The organism is Vibrio sp. 99-70-13A1 (assembly GCF_013114625.1).
Classification (GTDB): domain Bacteria; phylum Pseudomonadota; class Gammaproteobacteria; order Enterobacterales; family Vibrionaceae; genus Vibrio.
Genome location: NZ_VTXD01000025.1, coordinates 1 through 18,756, shown reverse-complemented (window position 1 = coordinate 18,756; position 18,756 = coordinate 1). Strand labels below are relative to the sequence as shown.

Genomic DNA, 18,756 nt, shown 5'->3' with positions numbered 1-18,756 from the left:
ACTGGCATCTCAAGTTAGAATAGGTATACTCCTCGCTCTACAATGGAGCCTTAAATGTTCAATATCCTATTCACCCATCAAGACTTTCTTGTCATAAATAAACACCCTAATGTATCGGTCCACAAAGATGATGGCGACACTATGCTTTTGCATGAAGTGGCTAAAGCAAGTGGTGATAAGCAATTATATTTGGTGCATCGATTAGACAAAATGACTTCTGGTATTTTGTTGCTAGCTAGACATTCCGCAGCAGCAAGTGAACTCTCCCAAAGCTTTGCGAAACGAGAAGTTGAAAAGTATTATTTGGCTATTGGCTCCAAGAAGCCTAAAAAGAAACAAGGCTTAATTTCTGGAGATATGGAGCGATCAAGACGCTCTAGCTGGAAGTTATTGAATAGTAAAAATAACCCTGCTGTTACACAGTTTTTATCTGCATCTGCTGAGCCAGGTGAAAGGCTACTACTATGTAAGCCGTACACAGGTAAAACTCATCAAATTCGTGTGGCAATGAAATCAATTGGCTCCGCTATTGTAGGGGATGCAATCTATAACCCATCTAACCAGTCTGATAGAGGTTACTTACATGCATTTGCTATTCGATTTACTTACCAGAACCAAAGTTATGATCTCGTGTGTGATCCTAGAGAACATGACGTTCTCGGCATGAAATGGCATGCAGATCCTATAAAAAGCAATTTAGATTCTTGGCTTAAACCATGGTTACTAGATTGGCCTAAGTTAAATATTAAGTGAGTAATATAATGCAAGCATCCGCATTACCTGTATTTTTTAAACATATAGAACAGCAACTTAATGATGTTCCTAATGAATTACGCCGAGTCTTCCATGGGCGAGGTAAATTTTGGCCTGAATTAGATCAGTTAACGTGTGACTGGGTAGACGGGCAACTTTTAGTTAATTTATTCAAAGCCGTTGATGAAGACTTCATGAAAAGCCTTAAAGAGGGGCTGCTTGAATTAACTGAAACCGCTCTTTGGCAAGAGAAAAGTGGTCGTTGTATTATGCTGCAACACCGTTATTCAGATGGTGCCCCATCTGAAGTGCTGTGGGGAGAATTAGATGCGTCCCCTGTGGTTGTAGAACATGGCTTAAAGTACCAGTTAGATATCGGACGTAATCAGAATTTTGGTTTGTTCTTAGATATGCGATATGGGCGACAGTGGGTTCAAGACAACGCAAAAGAAAAGAATGTACTTAACCTATTTGCTTATACCTGCGGTTTTTCTGTTGCTGCCATAGCTGGTGGTGCGACCAAAGTCATGAATGTTGATATGTCACGTGGCTCATTGAATAAAGGTCGTGAAAACCACCGACTAAATGAACATGACATGCGTTCAGTGAGCTTTTTAGGTTACGACATCTTTAAGTCTTGGGGCAAAATTAAGAAAGGTGGACCTTATGAATTGGTGATTATTGATCCGCCATCATTTCAGAAAGGCAGCTTCGCTCTCACTAAAGATTACAAAAAGATCCTTCGCCGTTTACCTGAGTTGTTAACTGAAGGCGGTGAGGTCATTGCGTGCGTTAACTCACCGGCAGTATCGCCTGATTTCTTAGTCGAGACGATGGCAGAAGAAGCTCCGACAGTTATTTATCAAGAGCGATTAGAAAATCCACCTGAATTTATTGATGTGGATTTAGACTCGAGTCTGAAAGTGCTTAGATTCAAATTATCGGCTTAAAACTATCCGCATAAGTTTATCGATAATCGATTTTAAAAATGCCGCAATATTTGCGGCATTTTCTATTGATTCTGCAGAGTTTTAAACCCAAAGAAAATTCTCATGAAAGTGGTTATCCAACATGCCGCACCAAACACATAGGCAATAATTGCAAAATGCTGTGGCCAGATACAAAAGGCAATGAAGGAAGCAATGGTTTCTGTGCCTTCAGTTAAACCAGACATGTAATACAAAGATTTATGCTTGTATTCTGGGTTCTCAATCCCCAATTTTCCTGCCATAACAGCGAAAGCAAGAAAGCTGCTACCCGTGCCTATGAAAGCAAAAATCAAGAATGCACCTGCCACCGCATTTTGATCAGGGTTTGCCAGTACAAAGCCGAAAGGTATCAGGGAATAAAATAAGAAATCTAAACTGATATCTAAAAAGCCACCAGCGTCTGTAATGCCTTGGATTCTTGCCAGTGCCCCGTCTAATCCATCAAATATTCGATTTAAAACAACGAATAAGAGCGCTAAATCATATTCTTGATTGATTAAAGCAGGAAAAGCTAAACATCCAATAATAAAACCAAACAGTGTGGTTTGGTTAGCTGTAACACCGACTTTATTGAGAGTCGCGGCAGCTTGGTTTAACGGCCATTTAATGACTTGGACAGAATATTTATCAAGCATCTTGTTTGCTCCATGGCCATTTTAGTACTTTGGCATTGTTCGGAATGTCTTCATCATCATGGGTGACTATTAAAGCCGGTATGTCGGCTTGCTTGAGCTGCTCGAAAACCCAATCTTTAAATTGCCCTCTTAGTGCTTTGTCTAGTTTGCTAAATGGTTCATCAAGTAAGGCAACTTTTGGCTTGGCTAGTAGCATTCTAGTTAAGCTAATACGTGCTCGTTGTCCTCCAGAAAGCTGGTCTGGAAATGATTCAGCAAGCATAGATAATTCGATATTTTTAAGAGCAGCCATCGCCTGTATTTTTCGGTCATTTCCTTTTATGGCATTAGGTAAAGCAAAAGCCAGATTTTCCCAAACGTTCAAGTGCGGAAATAATAGATCATCTTGAAACAAGATCCCGACATCTCGAAGGTGAGCTGGAGATTTATCTATACGAATATCATTCAAAGAAACAGAACCACGATACGTAAATTCAGTAGATAAGTGACCAGCAATCACATCAAGCAACGTTGATTTTCCACAGCCACTAGGACCCATTAAGGCCAGTATTTCACCTGAACCTAATGTGTAATTTAAAGGCTCAAATAATTGTGAACCATCAGCTTTATGGATGGTGAGGTCTTCGATGCAGAGACACATGGGGCAATAAACCTTTAAGTGAAAGACGGCGATATTTAACCTGAAGTCGGCTAACTAAAATCGCGAATGAGAAAAACAGTAGGGGCAGCAGAGCTTGCCATATCGCATAAATAGCAGTGACTCGGCGGTCAAAGCCACTCGATAAAGCCACAGCTTCCGTGGTAATGGTACTAATTCGGCCTGCACCTAGCATGAGGGTAGGTAAGTATTGTGCCAAGCTCACGCTTATTCCTACCGCCCAAGCAAAGATAATTGCGGGAAGGAGGATCGGCGCTTTTATTTTAATCCAGCTATAAAGCGGTGATTTACCTAAACTTAACGAAGCCGTGATAATACGGTTATCAAAACTTCGCCATGGTCCATCGAGGGATAGGTAGACAAACGGGAAGGCAAAGAAAATATGTGACCAAACGACCCATAATGAATAAGCGCTGCTATTGAGGTACAAAGTAGAGACCTGCAAACCAAACAAAATGGAGAGTTGAGGTACTAGCATTGGAATCGCAATGATGTAGCCGGGAAATTGCCATTTGTATTTAATACGGTATTCATGAGCGATTAAAGCAAGAAACAAAGCAATCGAGGAAGCGATTATCGCTATCCATAAACTTTGGTTTACAGTACTTATAATACCGTCCCACTCATATTCCCAAAAACGTAAAGTGTAGCGGCTAGGAGTTAGATCTGGAAACCTCCAACGCTGGGCAATACTCCAAATAAACATTAACGGAATCATGAGTATTGAGAGAAACGCAATTCCGCTAAAGATGATTCTTCCGGGTAAGCGAATTCCGGATCTTCCAGAAAACTGCCAGCCTCTATTCACTTTCAAAAACATCCATTCAATGAAGCGAGCAAAAGCAATCATCAATGAAGCAATACCAAAAAGTACAATTGCACCGGCAGCTGCTCTTGGAAGTAGGTTTAAATCAGGATCACTGAACCATTGCCAGACTAAAACAGCAAATGTGGGTGGGTTTGTTGGTCCAATAATTAAAGCAATGTCCACAACAGAAAGGCTGTAAGCAATTACTGCAAGCATAGGGAAACGAAGCTTGGTAAACCATTGCGGAAGAATGCATTTCCACCAAGTCTGAGCTTTGCTATAGCCTAATGAAGCGCTCACTTTTGAAATTCGTTCAACATTGATTTGTTGAAGGATAGAAATGCTCATTAATAACAGAAATGGCACTTCTTTAAGTGCGAGCATTATGATTAGCCCAGCAGAGTAGGGATCTTTTATGATCAAGGCGAGCTCTGAAGATCCATCTATATTGCTGCTTCCAAAAATGGCTTCAAATGTTCTTACACCCAACCCTGTTGGGGCGAAAAGGAAAGCAAACCCAATAGCAAAAGCGACATGAGGCATAGCCAGTAAAGGAGATAAAGTCAGCTCTATCTTTTTCCAAAATGGACTTCCCCAAGTTGCCAATAAAATGGCAAAAGTCAGCGCGCAAGCGAGATAGCTGCTAATCAGCGCAGAGCTTATGGTTAAGCCTATTGAGTGCCATACTCCTTGCCATTGGAATACTTGCTCAAAACCATTAAGGGAAGGCGTGTGTAAACCAATGGGAGGAATATAGCTAAGTGAGGACACTACCACGCCAAATAAACCTGGAATGGTAGGTAAAATACAAACGGCTATAACAACACAATATAGGACGCGTAGCATGTATAGTTAGCTTCCGTAGCGCTTAAGCCATTCTTTTTCAAGAGCCGCTTGCCAGCTAGGGTGAGGTTCACCAACTGATTTAAATTGTTGTGTATTCTTAGCGCTTCCACTTAAATATTGGCTACTTAAAACGGAAGGGTCACCCCAAACATTTAAATCACCTTTACGTGACTGAGCTTCAGGGCTTAGTAAGAAATTAATAGCCACTTGAGCACCAGCACTTGCATCACTGTTCCAAGGAATAGCAAGGAAATGGATGTTAGATAAGGCACCGTTTTCCAAAGCGTATGCTTTCGTTGTATCGGCTAGTTTACCGCTTGCTTGTGCAGAGTAGACAGCATTCGGGTTAAATGAAATTGCGAGATCAATCTGGCCGTCATCAAGTAGCTGGATAGTTTCAGAAGTACCGGCTGGGAACTGCTTACCACCACGCCATGCGACTTTATGGAACTTATCTAAATATTGCCAAAGAGGAGCCGTTAGCAGTTGAAAATCATCTTCGTTAACGGGTTTCTGTAAAGTGGCATCATTTTTAGTTAACTCAATCAGTAATGATTTTAAGAAACTGGTTCCATGAAACTCTGGTGGTCTTGGGTAGCTTAATTTGTTTGGAAAGGCTTGAGCATAGCTAAGCATTTCAGAGAAAGATTTCGGCGGGTTGTACAATGATTCAGAATCATGGATGAATACCAGTTGACCAACGCCCCAAGGTGCTTCTAAGCCTTCTGTTGGTTCAGAGAAATCGACATCGATTGGTAGCGTTTTATCTACAAATTCCCAGCTTGGTAAGTTTTGAGTAAAAGGACCAAATAACAACTTATTGTCTTTCATCGACTTGAAGTTTTCACCGTTTATCCAAACCATATCGACACTGCCGCCAGTGTTTTTGTTTGCGGCTTTTTCAGCGACAAGGCGTGTCGTTGTTTCAGCAATATCTGTTACTTTCACATGCTTTAGAGTAACGCCATACTGGCTTTGTAATTCCTTACCAGCCCACTGTAGGTAGCGGTTAATTTCTTGGCTTCCGCCCCATGCGTGGAAGTAGACGGTTTGACCTTCAGCTTGTTGCTCGATCTGAGTCCACTGATCATTCGTTGATGACTCCGCAAATGTTCCAGATGCATAGGCAGTTGCTAAAATGCTTAACGTGCTAACTAATTTGTTCATAAACCATTCCATTTTTTAGTGAACAGGGTGGGCGGCTAAGTGTGAATGATTCACCGCAGCTATTCTATCTGTTTCTAAGATTAATTTTAATTCAGTGTTAAATTTGATTTGATAATAGTTTCAATCAATTACAAAGAAAGTCGTTCAATAACTTAACATTAGACTAAGACCGGGCTCGAACCGAAATAATTACACAAGTTACTGCTTTTTCTTTGAAGTTCGGACATTAGGAAGGGGAAAGAAAATTTAGCAGGATTTTGGAATAAGAGAGTGGCTGTTAATTTTGGATCTAGATATTTAGAGTAGCTGAGTCATTCAGCTAAATGATTTGTATTATCGAGCGTATGAAAAAGGGACCATGAAGGTCCCTTTAGTACATTGAATACTATTCACTTGAACGCGTGATTAGTTTACCCAGTCACGTAAAGTGTAAGTCAATGTGTGGTTTTCGTTAGAAAGAGTCAGAGTATCTTGAGTCAAAGTGATGTCACTCCACTCACTTAAAGTTGCAGAAACTGTTTGCTCAATATCCATTGCTTCACCAGCACACATCTTCATGGTCATACCCATTTGCTTAATGCGGAATTTACCGTCTTCTAGTTCAGCTTGACCAAAAAAGTTGTTACAGCCGGCAAGACCGTTAGCCGTCATTTTTTCACCAACTTCTAAGCGTGGTGCTTGCTGATGTTCATTGATCTCAATTTGGTTCCCGTCGATTTTTGCCAACTCCCAATTGTGGTGTTGTAGATCTACGGGTGTAACTTGTTGAGCGTCATCTCCATTGCTTGAACAAGCTGCGAGCAAAATCGGCAATGCTGTGATTGCTAGTAATTTTTTTGAACTAAACTTCATATATAAAGACTCCAATGGAATAAACGAAGTGACCTATTCAGTCGGTCACTTAATTAGAATGAAGTATAGGTTACAAAACTCCATTCTTGTCAGCATAGGGTCATAGTTTAGTATGGTTTAATACCAATTCATTTAGCCATGTGAGGTTGCTGGTTAAATATGACTCTAGAACGACAATTAAAGTTAAAATTGAAGTGATGCATAATGAATGTTGGGGTGAAAATGGAGCAGCTAGAGTTCTTTCAAGTACCGAGCCCTTGTATTGGTGTTTGCTTAGCCGATGAAAAAGGCTATTGCAAAGGGTGCATGCGTAAACGGGAAGAACGTTTCAATTGGATGTCGATGACAGCAGCACAGCAACTACATGTGATAAAGCTCTGCCAGCAACGTTATAGAAGGAAAATAGCGAAAGCTAAATTAGCGGAATCAAATCTAGATAAACCGGAAAGCCCGCAAGGGGAATTATTCTAATGCCATTAAATGTAGTGTAATCATAGATATAAGTTTTAATGAAGTTAGGTCTTTACATTATTACTTTACAGAATGTCTCAGGTGTAATAATAATTAGATTCACTATACGGTTTTGGAAGCTTTATTATGAATAGGCATGGCATCAAGGATAAACAAGTGCCAATTAAGGCATTAGATAAAAAAACCGAAACAAATGATGCTAAGGATGATCTTAAGGAGCAAGGTCGAGATTGGCATTCTATGAGTGAGGAAGAAAGGCTAGAAATTTTGTCACACTTGTCTGATATCCCATTTCAATAAAGGTTATCTTACAAAGAGTCTTTCCGCATTTAATCTTTTGTACTGATTTGGAATTGAATCAGTCTAGTTGCCTTCCACATAGATTCTTTTCTGAAAGGCAACTTTCTAAGGGTATAAAGGATACTGTAAATAACTATTTAAAACCGGCTTAATTCAGTATCTATTTCATTCCCCAATCATCACTGACCCATCCACCAATATGTTCATCAAAATGACAACCACTGAAACGCTGGTTCCGCTCGACTGAATGATCACCGTCATCTTGGTGATCTAGTAATGTTTGAATGTAACTAGACATGGGGTCATTGGATCGTAAGCGATCACGGCGGGTTGCGACTTCTTTTATGAGTTGCAGTCGGTATGCAGAGCTAGCACGTTTCATTTCAATGACCTCCTTGGTTTAGACACTAATAAAAAAATCTAGTTGTCCAAACTCAACGCGTCAACGTTATTCAGAAGTATTTTTTTAGCTCAAGATTAAATCAATAACTTGGGAACAAAAACGAGTTTATTGATAGATTTATGATGAAAAGAAGCTTAACCAGTGGTTAAGCTTCGGTAGTTTTTGTGGGATGCCGGAGAAAAAATAGCAGAGTTATTTAGTACTATTTGGCTTGCCTTTACTTATCTTCGTTCTAGTGGGTTTAGACTTAAACTGAGTAATACTTTTCTTCTTAGCGGTTCTACGATTGGCTTGCTTATCTTTAGGCGGACGCTTTCGTTCAGTCGTATCAGACGCCGCCGGTTTATCTGTTACCAGGAATCCATCTAATAAAGTCGTTGGTAGCTCTTTTTGTGTCAGTTTTCTTATCGCATCTAAATAAGTTGTTTCACTATGGCTGACTAATGATAAAGCTTGACCTGATTTTCCAGCCCTAGCTGTGCGACCAATGCGATGAACATAAGTTGCAGAGTTAGCGGGTAAGTCATAGTTGATGACAATAGGTAAACTTTCAATATGAATACCTCTAGCCATCACATCAGTTGCAATGAGAACATCTACGTCATTGCGCTTAAATGAATCCAATGTCTCAGCTCGTTCTTCTTGGCTCTTATTGCCATGAAGTGCAGTCGCTTTGATTTTCGCTTTTACGAGTTTCTTGACTAGCGAATCTGCATTATCTTTCGCTCCAATAAAGACTAAAGCCTGTTTCCAATTATTGCGCTGTAGTAGAGCAATCAATGCTTGGGCTTTACTGCCTTTATTGACAAGGTAAAGGGTTTCTTGAATGGTAGACACCACACTATTTTCTTGATGAGCACTAATCTTAACCGGCTTACAAAGTAACTTATCAGCAATTATTTCTAGTTCTTTTGGAAACGTCGCAGAGAACAATGAAGTTTGGCGCTGACTCGGAAGCTCGTTAAGGATGGACTGAATGTCAGGCCAAAAACCCATATCAAGTAAGCGATCAGCTTCATCGAGGATCAATGACTTTATAGTCGAGACATCTATAGATTGATTTTTTAGCAAGTCCAATAGACGACCTGGAGTAGCAACCGCTATATGTGGTTGTAGTGCTAATTCCCTTTCTTGTTCAGAGCGGTCTTGCCCTCCAATTAATGTCACCATTCGGATATTTAATGATTGTGCGATAGGCTCTAAGGCAAGGCTGACTTGGGTTGCCAGTTCACGAGTTGGAACAATTACTAATGCTTGTAACTCCGAATGATTTGGCTGAACACTGTTAAGAACAGGTAATCCGAATGCGTACGTTTTTCCACTGCCTGTTTGAGCCAATGCTAAAATATCCTGATGCTTGAGCGCTGGTGGAATGGCAGACTCTTGAATCTCAGTCGGTTTTTGTAATTGGTTTGGAAGAACCATCAGCAATTCAGGGTTTAGGTTTAGTGCTTTAAAAGACATACGTTAGACCATGGAGAAATGAGGTGCTGAGTTTACCAGTCAGTTTTAGGATAGAGAACAACAATTACTTGCTGCCAAACTTAGATATGCTTAGCACTTTTCCATTTTTTCTCACTCAAAAGTGCATTTATGTACATTTATTACTAAAGTTTTTATAGGTAAGGTCGAAAGTCATAGGTAGTATTTATATATCTGACGCAGATGGTTTCTATAAATGACTTTTATGATGGAATCTGCTTCTACGACTAAAGGAATGGAGTGCTAACTATGAGTGAAGAATCGTTCGCACAAAAACGTCAATATTATCGTTTAAAGTATCCTAAACGAGCTCGACCTGTTATCCGAATTCAAGATGAACTCTTTCATGTCAGTGAAGTATCTGAAAAGGGGGTTAGGCTTCTTATTCGAAACCTTTCTGCTTTTTATCGAGGTTTATCAATGGCAGGAACCTTGAGTTTGCATGATGAGAGCAAAGTTAATGTGAGTGGATCTGTTTTGAGGTTTGATGGCGATGAAGTCATCTTAAAACTAACCAAAGGACCATCATTCAAAGATATGGTGGCTGAACAACGTCATATTAGACAAAAGTACCCATCGTTTTTCGCTAGTTTGAGGGCTGCATAAGCCTTCTGCACAACATTATAAGCTATCTATGAATTGAACTACGGAACTCCGTAGTTTTTTCATTTTTACACAGAGTGAATTGAGTTACCGTCTCGTTCATGTGAGCTAATGAATTAATTGTAAAAGAATTATGACCAAGACAGAGAAAAAGCTAGATAAACAAATTAGAGAAGTCCTTACGGATGTTTGCGATTCAGCAACAGAAACAATTCATGGATTCGAATGGTTAACTCATGCTGTTAACTATTCACGTTTTCCTGCGAGTTTAAAGATTACTTGTGTCTTTAACACCGCTGAAAATCTAGAACACTACCAAGCTTCTAATTCACAAAACGATATTCAAAACTTAATTGTTGATTCATTAAAATCGGTAGGAATTGTCTTACCTAAAGCTGAAAATCAGATTCAATTTGATACTGAAGAGGCTTGCGAGTTGATGCATGGTGGAAATTGGGCAAGAAGGTTATGAGAGTTTGAAAGCTATGACAGATTAAGGTCATGAGCGCTACATTAATTAAATCCAATTAAGACTCATAGGGTGTATCGCGGTTTACTACGTAATCACTACCTAAGAGTCTTATTTATATTCGCTTGATTTATAACTTGTTCACCGTCGCCCAAACTGCCGCAAGCATGTCATGCCCAAAGCTTACACTTCGTTCTGGAGACCAACCGTATAGCTCGTCAGCATGGCTAATATGATCTTTAAATGGCATCTCAACGGTATAGGATAAACATTTAAACTCTTCTCCAACCCAATTAGAGCCAACGGTTAGGTTAGCTTTGCCTGGCTCATCTTTGTCGTAGCCAATTTCATCTTGAAATTCTGGGGTAATGGTCAATAGTGCTTGTTTGAAATGTTCCTCAAGTTCTGCAATCTTATCATTGTAAGATGGGATGCCTTCGCTTCCAGCGACGAAATTGTATGGAATGGCTTCATCACCATGGATGTCTAAGAACATATCCACACCGGTTTCAAGCATACGCTGTCTTACATGAAACACTTCTGGGCTCTTTTCAAGAGAAGGAGTCTGCCACTCTCTGTTAAGGTTTACACCAATGCCGTTGGTACGTAGATGCCCACGAATACTGCCATCAGGGTTCATGTTTGGAACAACGCGAATGGTCACTGAATCTAATAGTGCGCGACCAACAGTGTCTGTTTCATCTAAAAGACGCAGTAATAACCCTTCAATAAACCATTCTGCCATGGTCTCACCAGGATGCTGGCGACCAATAACCCAAATATTTTTCTTTTCTGGTGAAGGTTCGCCAATAGTCAGTAGGCTAACGTCGTTACCATCAAGAGTTGAGCCTAAAGTCTCAAGCTTACAGCTATGATGCATTTGCGCATTGTGCAATAGGTCTTGATGACGATCGTAAGAATATGGAGCGAAGTACGCAAAGTACATTGAGCCGTATTCTGGAATGATATTGAAGCTTAATTTATCGCCATCAAATTCTGCAGGAATGCGGAACCATTCCTCTCTGTCATAAGATGCGACAACATCATAACCATCCCAACCTTCAGGGTAAGCAGATTTAGCTAAACCTTGGATGTTGAATGTATGCGGTTGCTGAGCTTCACTTTCTAAACGGAAATGAAACCACTGAGAGATATCAGTTTGGTTGTCAGCTGGAATGGATAATTGGATGTTATCTGTTGAGTTCGCTTCGACAACACTGATGTTGCCACTTTCGAAGTTGCTGAATATTTTCATGTTCTTCATTATGTGTTTGTTATTGTGCTCTAAGATTAGCATAGATGTACGGAGGCGAGAGTAAGAGGCAGTTTTGTTATTGAGTGAAAGGTTAATTATTGAGCTTTTACGGTTAATTGTTGAACCAAACGGTTGGTTTCCACTCTGTTGAATCGCTAAAAGTAAACTTTAGCCGTTTAATCTTATCCTTCATTGAACCCTGATTTAGATGAAGGAAAGGCGAAGGGCAAAAAGATCTCTTTGCCCTAAAATTCAATCTGAAGGTAGATTCTTCTTTAGTTCTAACAACATCTGGAATGCACTTGCTCCAGACATTTCATACGGCGTAAAACGGTCAGAACCAGAGAATTGAAGGTTTAATAAAGCCGTTAATTTGGACTTCGGAACATACCCCATTGACCAATCTCCAAACACGCGAGAATTGATCTCTTCATAATCTAAAATAATTACATTCGAGTGCCGTTCATCGTTATGTATTCTGCTGTAAGCTTCGTTTACTTTTGTTCTGGAACCTTCCAAGCATTGTAGGAAGTACTGCTCATTAAAACTGAGTATTCCGGTTATATTATCGTCTTCATTATGTTTTCTGGAAGCAATTAAAATCTCGTCTAATGACTCAGGTCTGCACAGTTGCGTGATAGTGCTAACGTATATCAATCTGGTTAAGTACATAATCACCACGTTTATCCGCATAAGTATCAATAAATATAATCCATGTGCTAAAAAAAGCGAATTCAGCAGCTATATTCAGCTATAGCAACCCGCCTGCCGAGTGTCTACAGAGGATGCCTTTAAAAACCTGAGCCGACCCTCTTTCAACTGTACATAAAGAATATTGCGTTAAAGTGAACAAACTATTAATTTCATTCGTACACAAATGATTAGAGCTTTAAATAATTTTACTAATCTCAAATGACACTTTTGAACTTCTAGTCATCATGATTTTTTTCTCAATCTTTATTAAGAATAATTAATGAAAATAGAACTGTATTTTTTATTTTAAAAACAATAAGTTGGATTTGTTTTTTAATTATTTACTAGCCCTTATAATCATTCAATATTTGTATTGTTGGTAGTATACAGTACTTTGTTCATTGATTGTTTTAGGTTATTTGATTAGAGTACTAAGTGTTTAAAGGTGAATTAAACGTAATAAAGGATTGTTTATATGGATCCCATACTAGAAGTTAAGGGACTGTACAAGGTGTTTGGAGAAGACACTGACCGCGCATTTTCAATGATAGAAAATGGTGCTGATAAAGATGAAGTATTTGAGAAAACAGGGTTAACGATCGGCGTTAATGACGTCTCTTTAAGTATTCAAGAAGGTGAAATTTTCGTGATAATGGGGTTATCCGGGTCAGGAAAATCAACTCTAGTTCGCCTTCTTAACCGCCTCATTGAACCGACTAGAGGCAACGTATTCCTCAGGGGTAAAGATATTGCCCACATCTCAGAAGAAGAACTTCGTGAAGTTCGCCGCAATAACATTTCAATGGTTTTCCAAAACTTTGCTCTGATGCCACACATGACGGTGATTGAGAATGCTGCATTTGGTCTCGAGCTTGCTGGCGTAGATGTAGATAAGCGTAAAAAATCTGCATTAAGTGCTTTAGAAAGGGTTGGTCTTGACCCTTATGCAGAGTCTTATCCTGATGAATTATCCGGTGGTATGAAGCAACGTGTTGGGTTAGCAAGAGCATTAGCTTGTGACCCCGATATCCTTCTAATGGATGAAGCGTTCTCGGCTCTTGATCCTCTTATCCGAACTGAAATGCAAGATGAACTTATCAGGCTACAAAATGATGATAAGCGAACTATTGTGTTTATCTCTCACGATTTAGATGAAGCCATGAGAATCGGAGACCGTATTGCTATTATGCAAAATGGTGAAGTGGTTCAAGTTGGTACTCCTGACGATATTCTAAATAACCCAGCTAACGATTACGTAGAAGCTTTCTTCCGTGGTGTGAATGTCGCGAGTGTTTTAACAGCAAAAGACATTGCTCGTAAGAAACCTGCCGCTGTATTTAAAAAATCTGAACATGACGGACCCGCATCTGCACTCCAAATTCTCATGGATAATGATAGAGAGTATGGAATCGTTGTAGAGAAGAGTAGTCACTTTTCAGGCATTGTTTCAATTGAATCACTTCGTAAAGCACATAAAGAAAATGCTTCTTTGACTAGTGCTCAATTGCCTGATGAAGTCACTATTAAACCAAATCAACCCATCAATGATGTACTTGGCTTAGTCGCAAGTGTGCCGTATTCAGTACCGGTTGTGGATGAAGACGGTAATTACTTTGGCGTTGTGACGAAATCGCGACTACTTCAGACGTTAGATAAGGGGTAGGGATATGTCATCTGAACAAACAAATAATGATCCGTGGTCGCAACCTGCTGCTGAATCAAGCGACCCGTGGGGGCAAAGTGCAACTTCTACTGATGACGCAGGTTGGTTGAGCAGTGAAGTCGTAGAAACTAAGCAATTCGATATCATGAACCCGTTTGAAGAGGCAGTTTTGCCTGTCGACGTGTGGGTTGAGTCTGGTTTGAATTGGCTTGTTGAACATGGTCGCCCTTTATTTCAAGCGATTCGCGTTCCTATTGATTTTATTTTGAGATCGTTTGAAACGGCGCTAGTTTCTACTCCAGCTCCGTTTATGCTGATTATTTTATTTTTACTAGCTTGGCAATTTTCTAACTTAAGGTTAGGTATTGCTACTGGTGTATCACTTGTTTTTATTGGATTAATTGGTGCTTGGTCTGAAGCGATGACCACGTTATCGCTGGTAATGACTTCGGTCTTTTTCTGCTTACTGATTGGTCTTCCCATGGGGATTTGGCTAGCCAGAAGTAATACTGCCGCAAAATTTGTACGCCCAATTCTTGATGCAATGCAAACCACACCCGCTTTCGTTTACCTAGTACCAATAGTCATGCTTTTTGGTATAGGTAATGTCCCTGGGGTAGTGGTAACCATTATTTTTGCTTTGCCTCCAGTTGTTCGCTTAACCATTTTAGGTATTCAACAAGTGCCTGAAGAGCTGATCGAAGCTGGTCATTCATTTGGCGCGAACAAAAAACAAATGCTGTATCGAATTCAACTGCCATTAGCGCTTCCGACAATCATGGCTGGTGTTAACCAAACTTTGATGTTGTCGCTTTCAATGGTCGTTATTGCCTCAATGATTGCGGTTGGTGGTTTAGGTCAAATGGTATTAAGAGGTATTGGCCGATTGGATATGGGGCTCGCTGCTGTTGGCGGTCTTGGAATCGTTATTCTCGCTATCTTGCTCGACCGTATCACACAAGTATTAGGTGCTAATGCTGGTAATACTAAATTGCGTTGGTACCACATGGGTCCCGTAGCAATAGTACTGCGCGCTTTTAACCGTGGTAATCAATCAGAACTAAAACTAAGGAAAAAAACGAATGAATAATTCATGGAAGAAGACTTTAACGGTAAGTATTGTTTCTGCACTTACTATTTCTAGTAACGTTTGGGCTGAAAAATTACCAGGTGAAGGTGTCTCAATTCAACCACTACAGTCCACTGTAGCTGAAGAGACATTTCAAACTTTGATTGTAAACCGTGCTTTAGAACAGTTGGGCTATGACGTCCAACCAACGAAAGAAGTCGATTACAACGTTGGTTACACATCTATCGCAAAGGGCGATGCAACATTCCTAGCTGTTGGTTGGTTCCCATTACACGCTGATAAATACAAAATGTCTGGCGGTGATGAGAAATTTTACCGTGAAGGTCAGTACATCAGTGGTGCTGCGCAAGGTTACCTAATTGATAAGAAAACCGCCGAGCAATACGGCATCACTAACATTGGTCAGTTAGCTGATCCAAAAATCGCTAAGCTATTTGATGCGGATGGTGATGGTAAAGCAGACTTAACCGGTTGTAACCCAGGCTGGGGTTGTGAGCTTGTGATTGAAGAACAGTTATCAGCGTACAAACTGCGTGATACGGTTTCTCATAATCAAGGTAACTACGCGGCAATTATTGCAGACACTATTTCACGTTACAAAAAGGGTGATTCAGTTCTTTACTACACATGGACACCTTACTGGGTAAGTGGTGTTCTAGTACCAAATGAAGATGTAGTTTGGCTAGAAGTGCCGTTCTCAGCACTGCCTGGTGAGCGTAAGAATGTAGATACCACTTTATCTAATGGTAAAAACTATGGGTTCGAAATGAACTCGATGCGTATCATTGCAAACAAAGAATTTGCAGCTCAAAACCCAGCAGCGGCTAAACTGTTCGAAATCATCAAAGTGAACATTAATGATGTTAGTGCTCAAAACATGATGATGAGTAAAGGTAAAAACAGTACTGCGGATATTGAATCTCATGTAAATGGTTGGATTAAAGCAAACCAAGGCTTATTCAATTCATGGGTAACAGAAGCTAAAAAAGCATCTATGTAATTTAAAGCTTCTATCTCATATATAGCTTTGTTGTATGGAAATGAGAAAGCCAGTAGTTAATCTACTGGCTTTTTTTTTACCTGTGATCTTAATAGGTTATCGTTTCGTATTGGCGTGGTATCTTAATAACGCTGTCTGAAAGATAGTAGGATTATTAGGTATTGCGTTGAGGTATTAGGAGAACTTTGTGAAAAGAATATTACTGTTATTAAGTGTACTGATGCTCAATGGATGTTTAGGCATGCCTGAATCAGTAAAGCCAGTCTCGAATTTTGAGTTAAATCGATATTTAGGTCAGTGGTATGAAGTTGCTAGATTAGACCATTCATTTGAACGAGGGTTAAGCCAAGTCACTGCGACATATAGTTTAAAAGATGATGGTGGGGTGAGGGTAATTAACCGAGGTTTTTCAAAAGAAAACAATGAATGGAAAGAAGCAGAAGGAAAGGCTTACTTTGTAAATGACAGTACAGAAGGGTATTTGAAAGTCTCTTTCTTTGGACCATTTTACGGCTCTTATGTCATTTTTGAATTGGAAAGTGATAACTACCAATATGCTTTTATTTCTGGACCTAATAACGACTATCTATGGTTACTTTCGAGAACGCCTTCTGTTGAACCTGAAATCATAGAAAAGTTCGTGAACTTATCCAAACAGCGTGGTTTTAATACTGAAGATATAATTTATGTAGAACACGATTAACACAAAACTGAGTAGAACTGATCGAGACAACAAACTTATTATGAAGAAGAGAGAGCGAAGTGTTAATCCGTTCTCTCTCTCTTTCTAGCTAAGCCTATTGCTTAACTATGAAGTCTAATCCTAGTCTTTAGACCTAAGTTCTGAATTCACTGACTAGCTGATCAAGTCTTAAGCATTGACCTGACAACTCTTCTAAGGTTGACTGAGCATCTTGTACTATCGATACAATTGAAGAACTGCTATCCGCTATACCTTGAATGTTTTCATTTAGCTCATCACTCACAGTGCTTTGTTGGTGTGAAGCAGTAGCAATATGAGTATTTTTCTCGTTCATTTCTCCAATCACAGAAAGGATTGAATGTAGAGACTCGCGAGCTTCCCCAGCTTTATCTATAGTTTGCACACTGCTTAATTCACTTTCTCTCATGACACTTACCGCTTTATCAGCACCAGATTGAAGTTTTTCAATCATGCTATGAATTACACCAGTACTGTCTTGAGTTCGGCTAGCTAGAGAACGAACCTCATCTGCAACAACCGCAAAACCTCTACCTTGCTCACCAGCTCGTGCGGCTTCAATTGCTGCATTAAGGGCAAGTAGGTTAGTTTGTTCTGCAATACCTCTAATCACATCTAGAACCGAGGCTATTTGCCCAACATCAGTATTCAAGGTATCAATCACTTGTCCAGCAGATTGCACATTCGAGCTTAGCTGACTAATTGAGTCGATGGTTTGGTTCAGTGATGCATTGGTTATCTCAATCTGGCTATTTGCTGACTTTGAAGACTCTGCCGTTTCAGCCGCATTTTGACTCACACTATGACTGGTAGCTTGCATTTCATGAACGGCGGAAGCGACTAATTCGCTGTCCTTTTGCTGGTTTTGTGTTGCATGCGCAATATTGTTAGCTAAGTTTTCAAGAGTAACCATCTCAGAACGTAATGTATTCGACGTACTAATAACTTGAATGACCGTAGACTGTATTCTGGTCACAAATTCATTGAAAGCATTCGCAACTTCACCTAATTCATCTTTCGACTTCACCTGCATTCTTTGGGTCAAATCACCATCGCCTGACGCTATTTGAGTCAGCGCTGATTTAAGCTCAATGATAGGCTTGATTACACTGGTGTTCAGTAAAATGATAATACCTGCGCCCGTTAAAATGACGAAGATAACGCCACCTTCGAGTATCAGCTCACCTTGATTACGAGCATCGCTGATCTCAGACTCTAATTGAGTTTGTTTTAGTTCAAGTGCATCTTTAACGATATTTAGCTTTTTACGTACATCAATAAAATGATTATCAAAGAGATCAAGATTATTTGAGTAGTAATTTGCCCATTCACTTCTTGGTAATGCCTTCAAACGGTCATACTCGGCTAACCACAGCTTGGTGGAATCAACGAGCTCATTCACATTGGAAGAATGGTTATTCGGCATTATTTCTACTAGGTTCATCGTCTTTTGCATTCGTGGTATTGCTTTATAAGCATTGTCATCGAATTCAAAAAGGTGATGTTCGAGTTCTTCATTTGAACGCGATAATGCAATACCACTCATCGCTGCTGTAGCTTGGTACAAATCGCGATAAGCATCGTTTAGATCGTTTTGTACTGGAAGTAACTGAAGGTTAAATTGGTTAGATAACTCAATTTGTTTCCAAGTTGAACTGACATTAAAAAATGAACTTGCGGCAAAAACCAAGATCATAAAAACAATGGGTAAAATTAACTTCTTTTTGATTGAGGCGTTGCTGAACATACCTATCTACCTAAGTGAATATTGTTAAACAGTACAATAGAATTTGAAAACTTAGCATAGAGCATAAGCTTCATACTTTTATCTTAATCTCTGCTAAATTAATATTAATTCAATGTCTAACTTTTATTTAATTGATACGCAGTATTATATG

The 18,756-nt window shown here is 39.7% G+C and carries 20 protein-coding genes; 10 read left to right on the top strand and 10 right to left on the bottom strand.

The genetic code is table 11. The features are described from left to right. Positions 1 to 54 precede the first annotated feature (54 nt). On the top strand, positions 55 to 753 hold the full coding sequence (locus F0226_RS15480) for a TIGR01621 family pseudouridine synthase (protein WP_171736482.1): 699 nt from the start codon (positions 55 to 57) through the stop codon (positions 751 to 753). Between the two features lie 8 nt (positions 754 to 761). Next, on the top strand, positions 762 to 1,703 hold the full coding sequence (locus tag F0226_RS15475; RefSeq protein WP_171736481.1) for a class I SAM-dependent methyltransferase: 942 nt from the start codon (positions 762 to 764) through the stop codon (positions 1,701 to 1,703). 62 nt (positions 1,704 to 1,765) lie between these two features. Here the strand turns inward: F0226_RS15475 and F0226_RS15470 are convergent, their stop codons facing one another. The 5 genes from F0226_RS15470 to F0226_RS15450 form a co-directional block, all read right to left on the bottom strand. Beyond that, on the bottom strand, positions 1,766 to 2,377 hold the full coding sequence (locus tag F0226_RS15470; RefSeq protein ID WP_171736480.1) for a CDP-alcohol phosphatidyltransferase family protein: 612 nt from the start codon (positions 2,375 to 2,377) through the stop codon (positions 1,766 to 1,768). After that, positions 2,370 to 3,017, bottom strand: coding sequence for an ATP-binding cassette domain-containing protein (locus F0226_RS15465; protein ID WP_171736479.1), 648 nt, complete (start codon positions 3,015 to 3,017; stop codon positions 2,370 to 2,372). The genes F0226_RS15470 and F0226_RS15465 overlap by 8 nt, the downstream gene beginning before the upstream one ends. Then, entirely contained in the window at positions 2,983 to 4,689 is a 1,707-nt protein-coding gene (locus F0226_RS15460) for a thiamine ABC transporter permease (protein ID WP_171736478.1), read from the bottom strand. Before F0226_RS15460 ends, F0226_RS15465 begins: the two co-directional genes overlap by 35 nt. A gap of 6 nt (positions 4,690 to 4,695) precedes the next feature. Then, positions 4,696 to 5,856 carry an ABC transporter substrate-binding protein gene (locus F0226_RS15455; RefSeq protein WP_171736477.1) on the bottom strand — a complete coding sequence of 387 codons (1,161 nt, stop codon included), beginning with the start codon at positions 5,854 to 5,856 and terminating at the stop codon, positions 4,696 to 4,698. A 405-nt stretch (positions 5,857 to 6,261) separates the two neighbouring features. Continuing rightward, the gene (locus tag F0226_RS15450) at positions 6,262 to 6,708 is read right to left on the bottom strand and encodes an META domain-containing protein (protein ID WP_171736476.1); all 447 of its coding nucleotides are present in this window, start codon (positions 6,706 to 6,708) and stop codon (positions 6,262 to 6,264) included. Between the two features lie 222 nt (positions 6,709 to 6,930). Here F0226_RS15450 and F0226_RS15445 point away from each other — a divergent pair, with 222 nt between their 5' ends. Together F0226_RS15445 and F0226_RS15440 are read left to right on the top strand one after the other, a co-directional pair. Beyond that, the gene (locus F0226_RS15445) at positions 6,931 to 7,179 is read left to right on the top strand and encodes a DUF1289 domain-containing protein (RefSeq protein ID WP_171736475.1); all 249 of its coding nucleotides are present in this window, start codon (positions 6,931 to 6,933) and stop codon (positions 7,177 to 7,179) included. Between the two features lie 126 nt (positions 7,180 to 7,305). Continuing rightward, positions 7,306 to 7,479 carry a hypothetical protein gene (locus F0226_RS15440; protein ID WP_171736474.1) on the top strand — a complete coding sequence of 58 codons (174 nt, stop codon included), beginning with the start codon at positions 7,306 to 7,308 and terminating at the stop codon, positions 7,477 to 7,479. A 160-nt stretch (positions 7,480 to 7,639) separates the two neighbouring features. On the opposite strand, the gene F0226_RS15435 is transcribed toward F0226_RS15440, so the two are convergent. Both F0226_RS15435 and F0226_RS15430 read right to left on the bottom strand, forming a co-directional pair. After that, positions 7,640 to 7,861 carry a hypothetical protein gene (locus tag F0226_RS15435; RefSeq protein ID WP_171736473.1) on the bottom strand — a complete coding sequence of 74 codons (222 nt, stop codon included), beginning with the start codon at positions 7,859 to 7,861 and terminating at the stop codon, positions 7,640 to 7,642. Between the two features lie 213 nt (positions 7,862 to 8,074). Then, positions 8,075 to 9,346 carry a DEAD/DEAH box helicase gene (locus tag F0226_RS15430; protein WP_171736472.1) on the bottom strand — a complete coding sequence of 424 codons (1,272 nt, stop codon included), beginning with the start codon at positions 9,344 to 9,346 and terminating at the stop codon, positions 8,075 to 8,077. A gap of 267 nt (positions 9,347 to 9,613) precedes the next feature. Here F0226_RS15430 and F0226_RS15425 point away from each other — a divergent pair, with 267 nt between their 5' ends. Together F0226_RS15425 and F0226_RS15420 are read left to right on the top strand one after the other, a co-directional pair. Continuing rightward, a complete protein-coding gene (locus tag F0226_RS15425; RefSeq protein WP_171736471.1) occupies positions 9,614 to 9,970 on the top strand; it encodes a PilZ domain-containing protein in 357 nt (118 codons plus the stop codon). Between the two features lie 130 nt (positions 9,971 to 10,100). After that, complete coding sequence (locus tag F0226_RS15420; RefSeq protein WP_171736470.1) at positions 10,101 to 10,439, top strand: Fis family transcriptional regulator; 339 nt, start codon at positions 10,101 to 10,103, stop codon at positions 10,437 to 10,439. 127 nt (positions 10,440 to 10,566) lie between these two features. Here F0226_RS15420 and F0226_RS15415 read toward each other — a convergent pair whose 3' ends face one another. Then, the gene (locus tag F0226_RS15415; protein ID WP_171736469.1) at positions 10,567 to 11,691 is read right to left on the bottom strand and encodes a carboxypeptidase family protein; all 1,125 of its coding nucleotides are present in this window, start codon (positions 11,689 to 11,691) and stop codon (positions 10,567 to 10,569) included. 252 nt (positions 11,692 to 11,943) lie between these two features. Continuing rightward, positions 11,944 to 12,363, bottom strand: coding sequence for a BLUF domain-containing protein (locus F0226_RS15410; protein ID WP_171736468.1), 420 nt, complete (start codon positions 12,361 to 12,363; stop codon positions 11,944 to 11,946). A gap of 496 nt (positions 12,364 to 12,859) precedes the next feature. Between F0226_RS15410 and proV the strand changes: the two genes are divergently transcribed. The 4 genes from proV to F0226_RS15390 all read left to right on the top strand — a co-directional run bounded on the left by proV (position 12,860) and on the right by F0226_RS15390 (position 16,840). Further along, positions 12,860 to 14,047, top strand: a complete 1,188-nt coding sequence (proV, locus tag F0226_RS15405) for a glycine betaine/L-proline ABC transporter ATP-binding protein ProV (protein WP_171736467.1) — start codon at positions 12,860 to 12,862, stop codon at positions 14,045 to 14,047. Between the two features lie 4 nt (positions 14,048 to 14,051). Next, the gene (gene proW / locus F0226_RS15400; RefSeq protein WP_171736466.1) at positions 14,052 to 15,137 is read left to right on the top strand and encodes a glycine betaine/L-proline ABC transporter permease ProW; all 1,086 of its coding nucleotides are present in this window, start codon (positions 14,052 to 14,054) and stop codon (positions 15,135 to 15,137) included. After that, entirely contained in the window at positions 15,130 to 16,137 is a 1,008-nt protein-coding gene (proX, locus tag F0226_RS15395; protein ID WP_171736465.1) for a glycine betaine/L-proline ABC transporter substrate-binding protein ProX, read from the top strand. The genes proW and proX overlap by 8 nt, the downstream gene beginning before the upstream one ends. 187 nt (positions 16,138 to 16,324) lie before the next feature. Then, positions 16,325 to 16,840, top strand: a complete 516-nt coding sequence (locus tag F0226_RS15390; protein WP_171736464.1) for a lipocalin family protein — start codon at positions 16,325 to 16,327, stop codon at positions 16,838 to 16,840. Between the two features lie 133 nt (positions 16,841 to 16,973). Here the strand turns inward: F0226_RS15390 and F0226_RS15385 are convergent, their stop codons facing one another. Then, complete coding sequence (locus F0226_RS15385) at positions 16,974 to 18,605, bottom strand: methyl-accepting chemotaxis protein (protein ID WP_171736463.1); 1,632 nt, start codon at positions 18,603 to 18,605, stop codon at positions 16,974 to 16,976. Between the last annotated feature and the right edge of the window lie 151 nt (positions 18,606 to 18,756).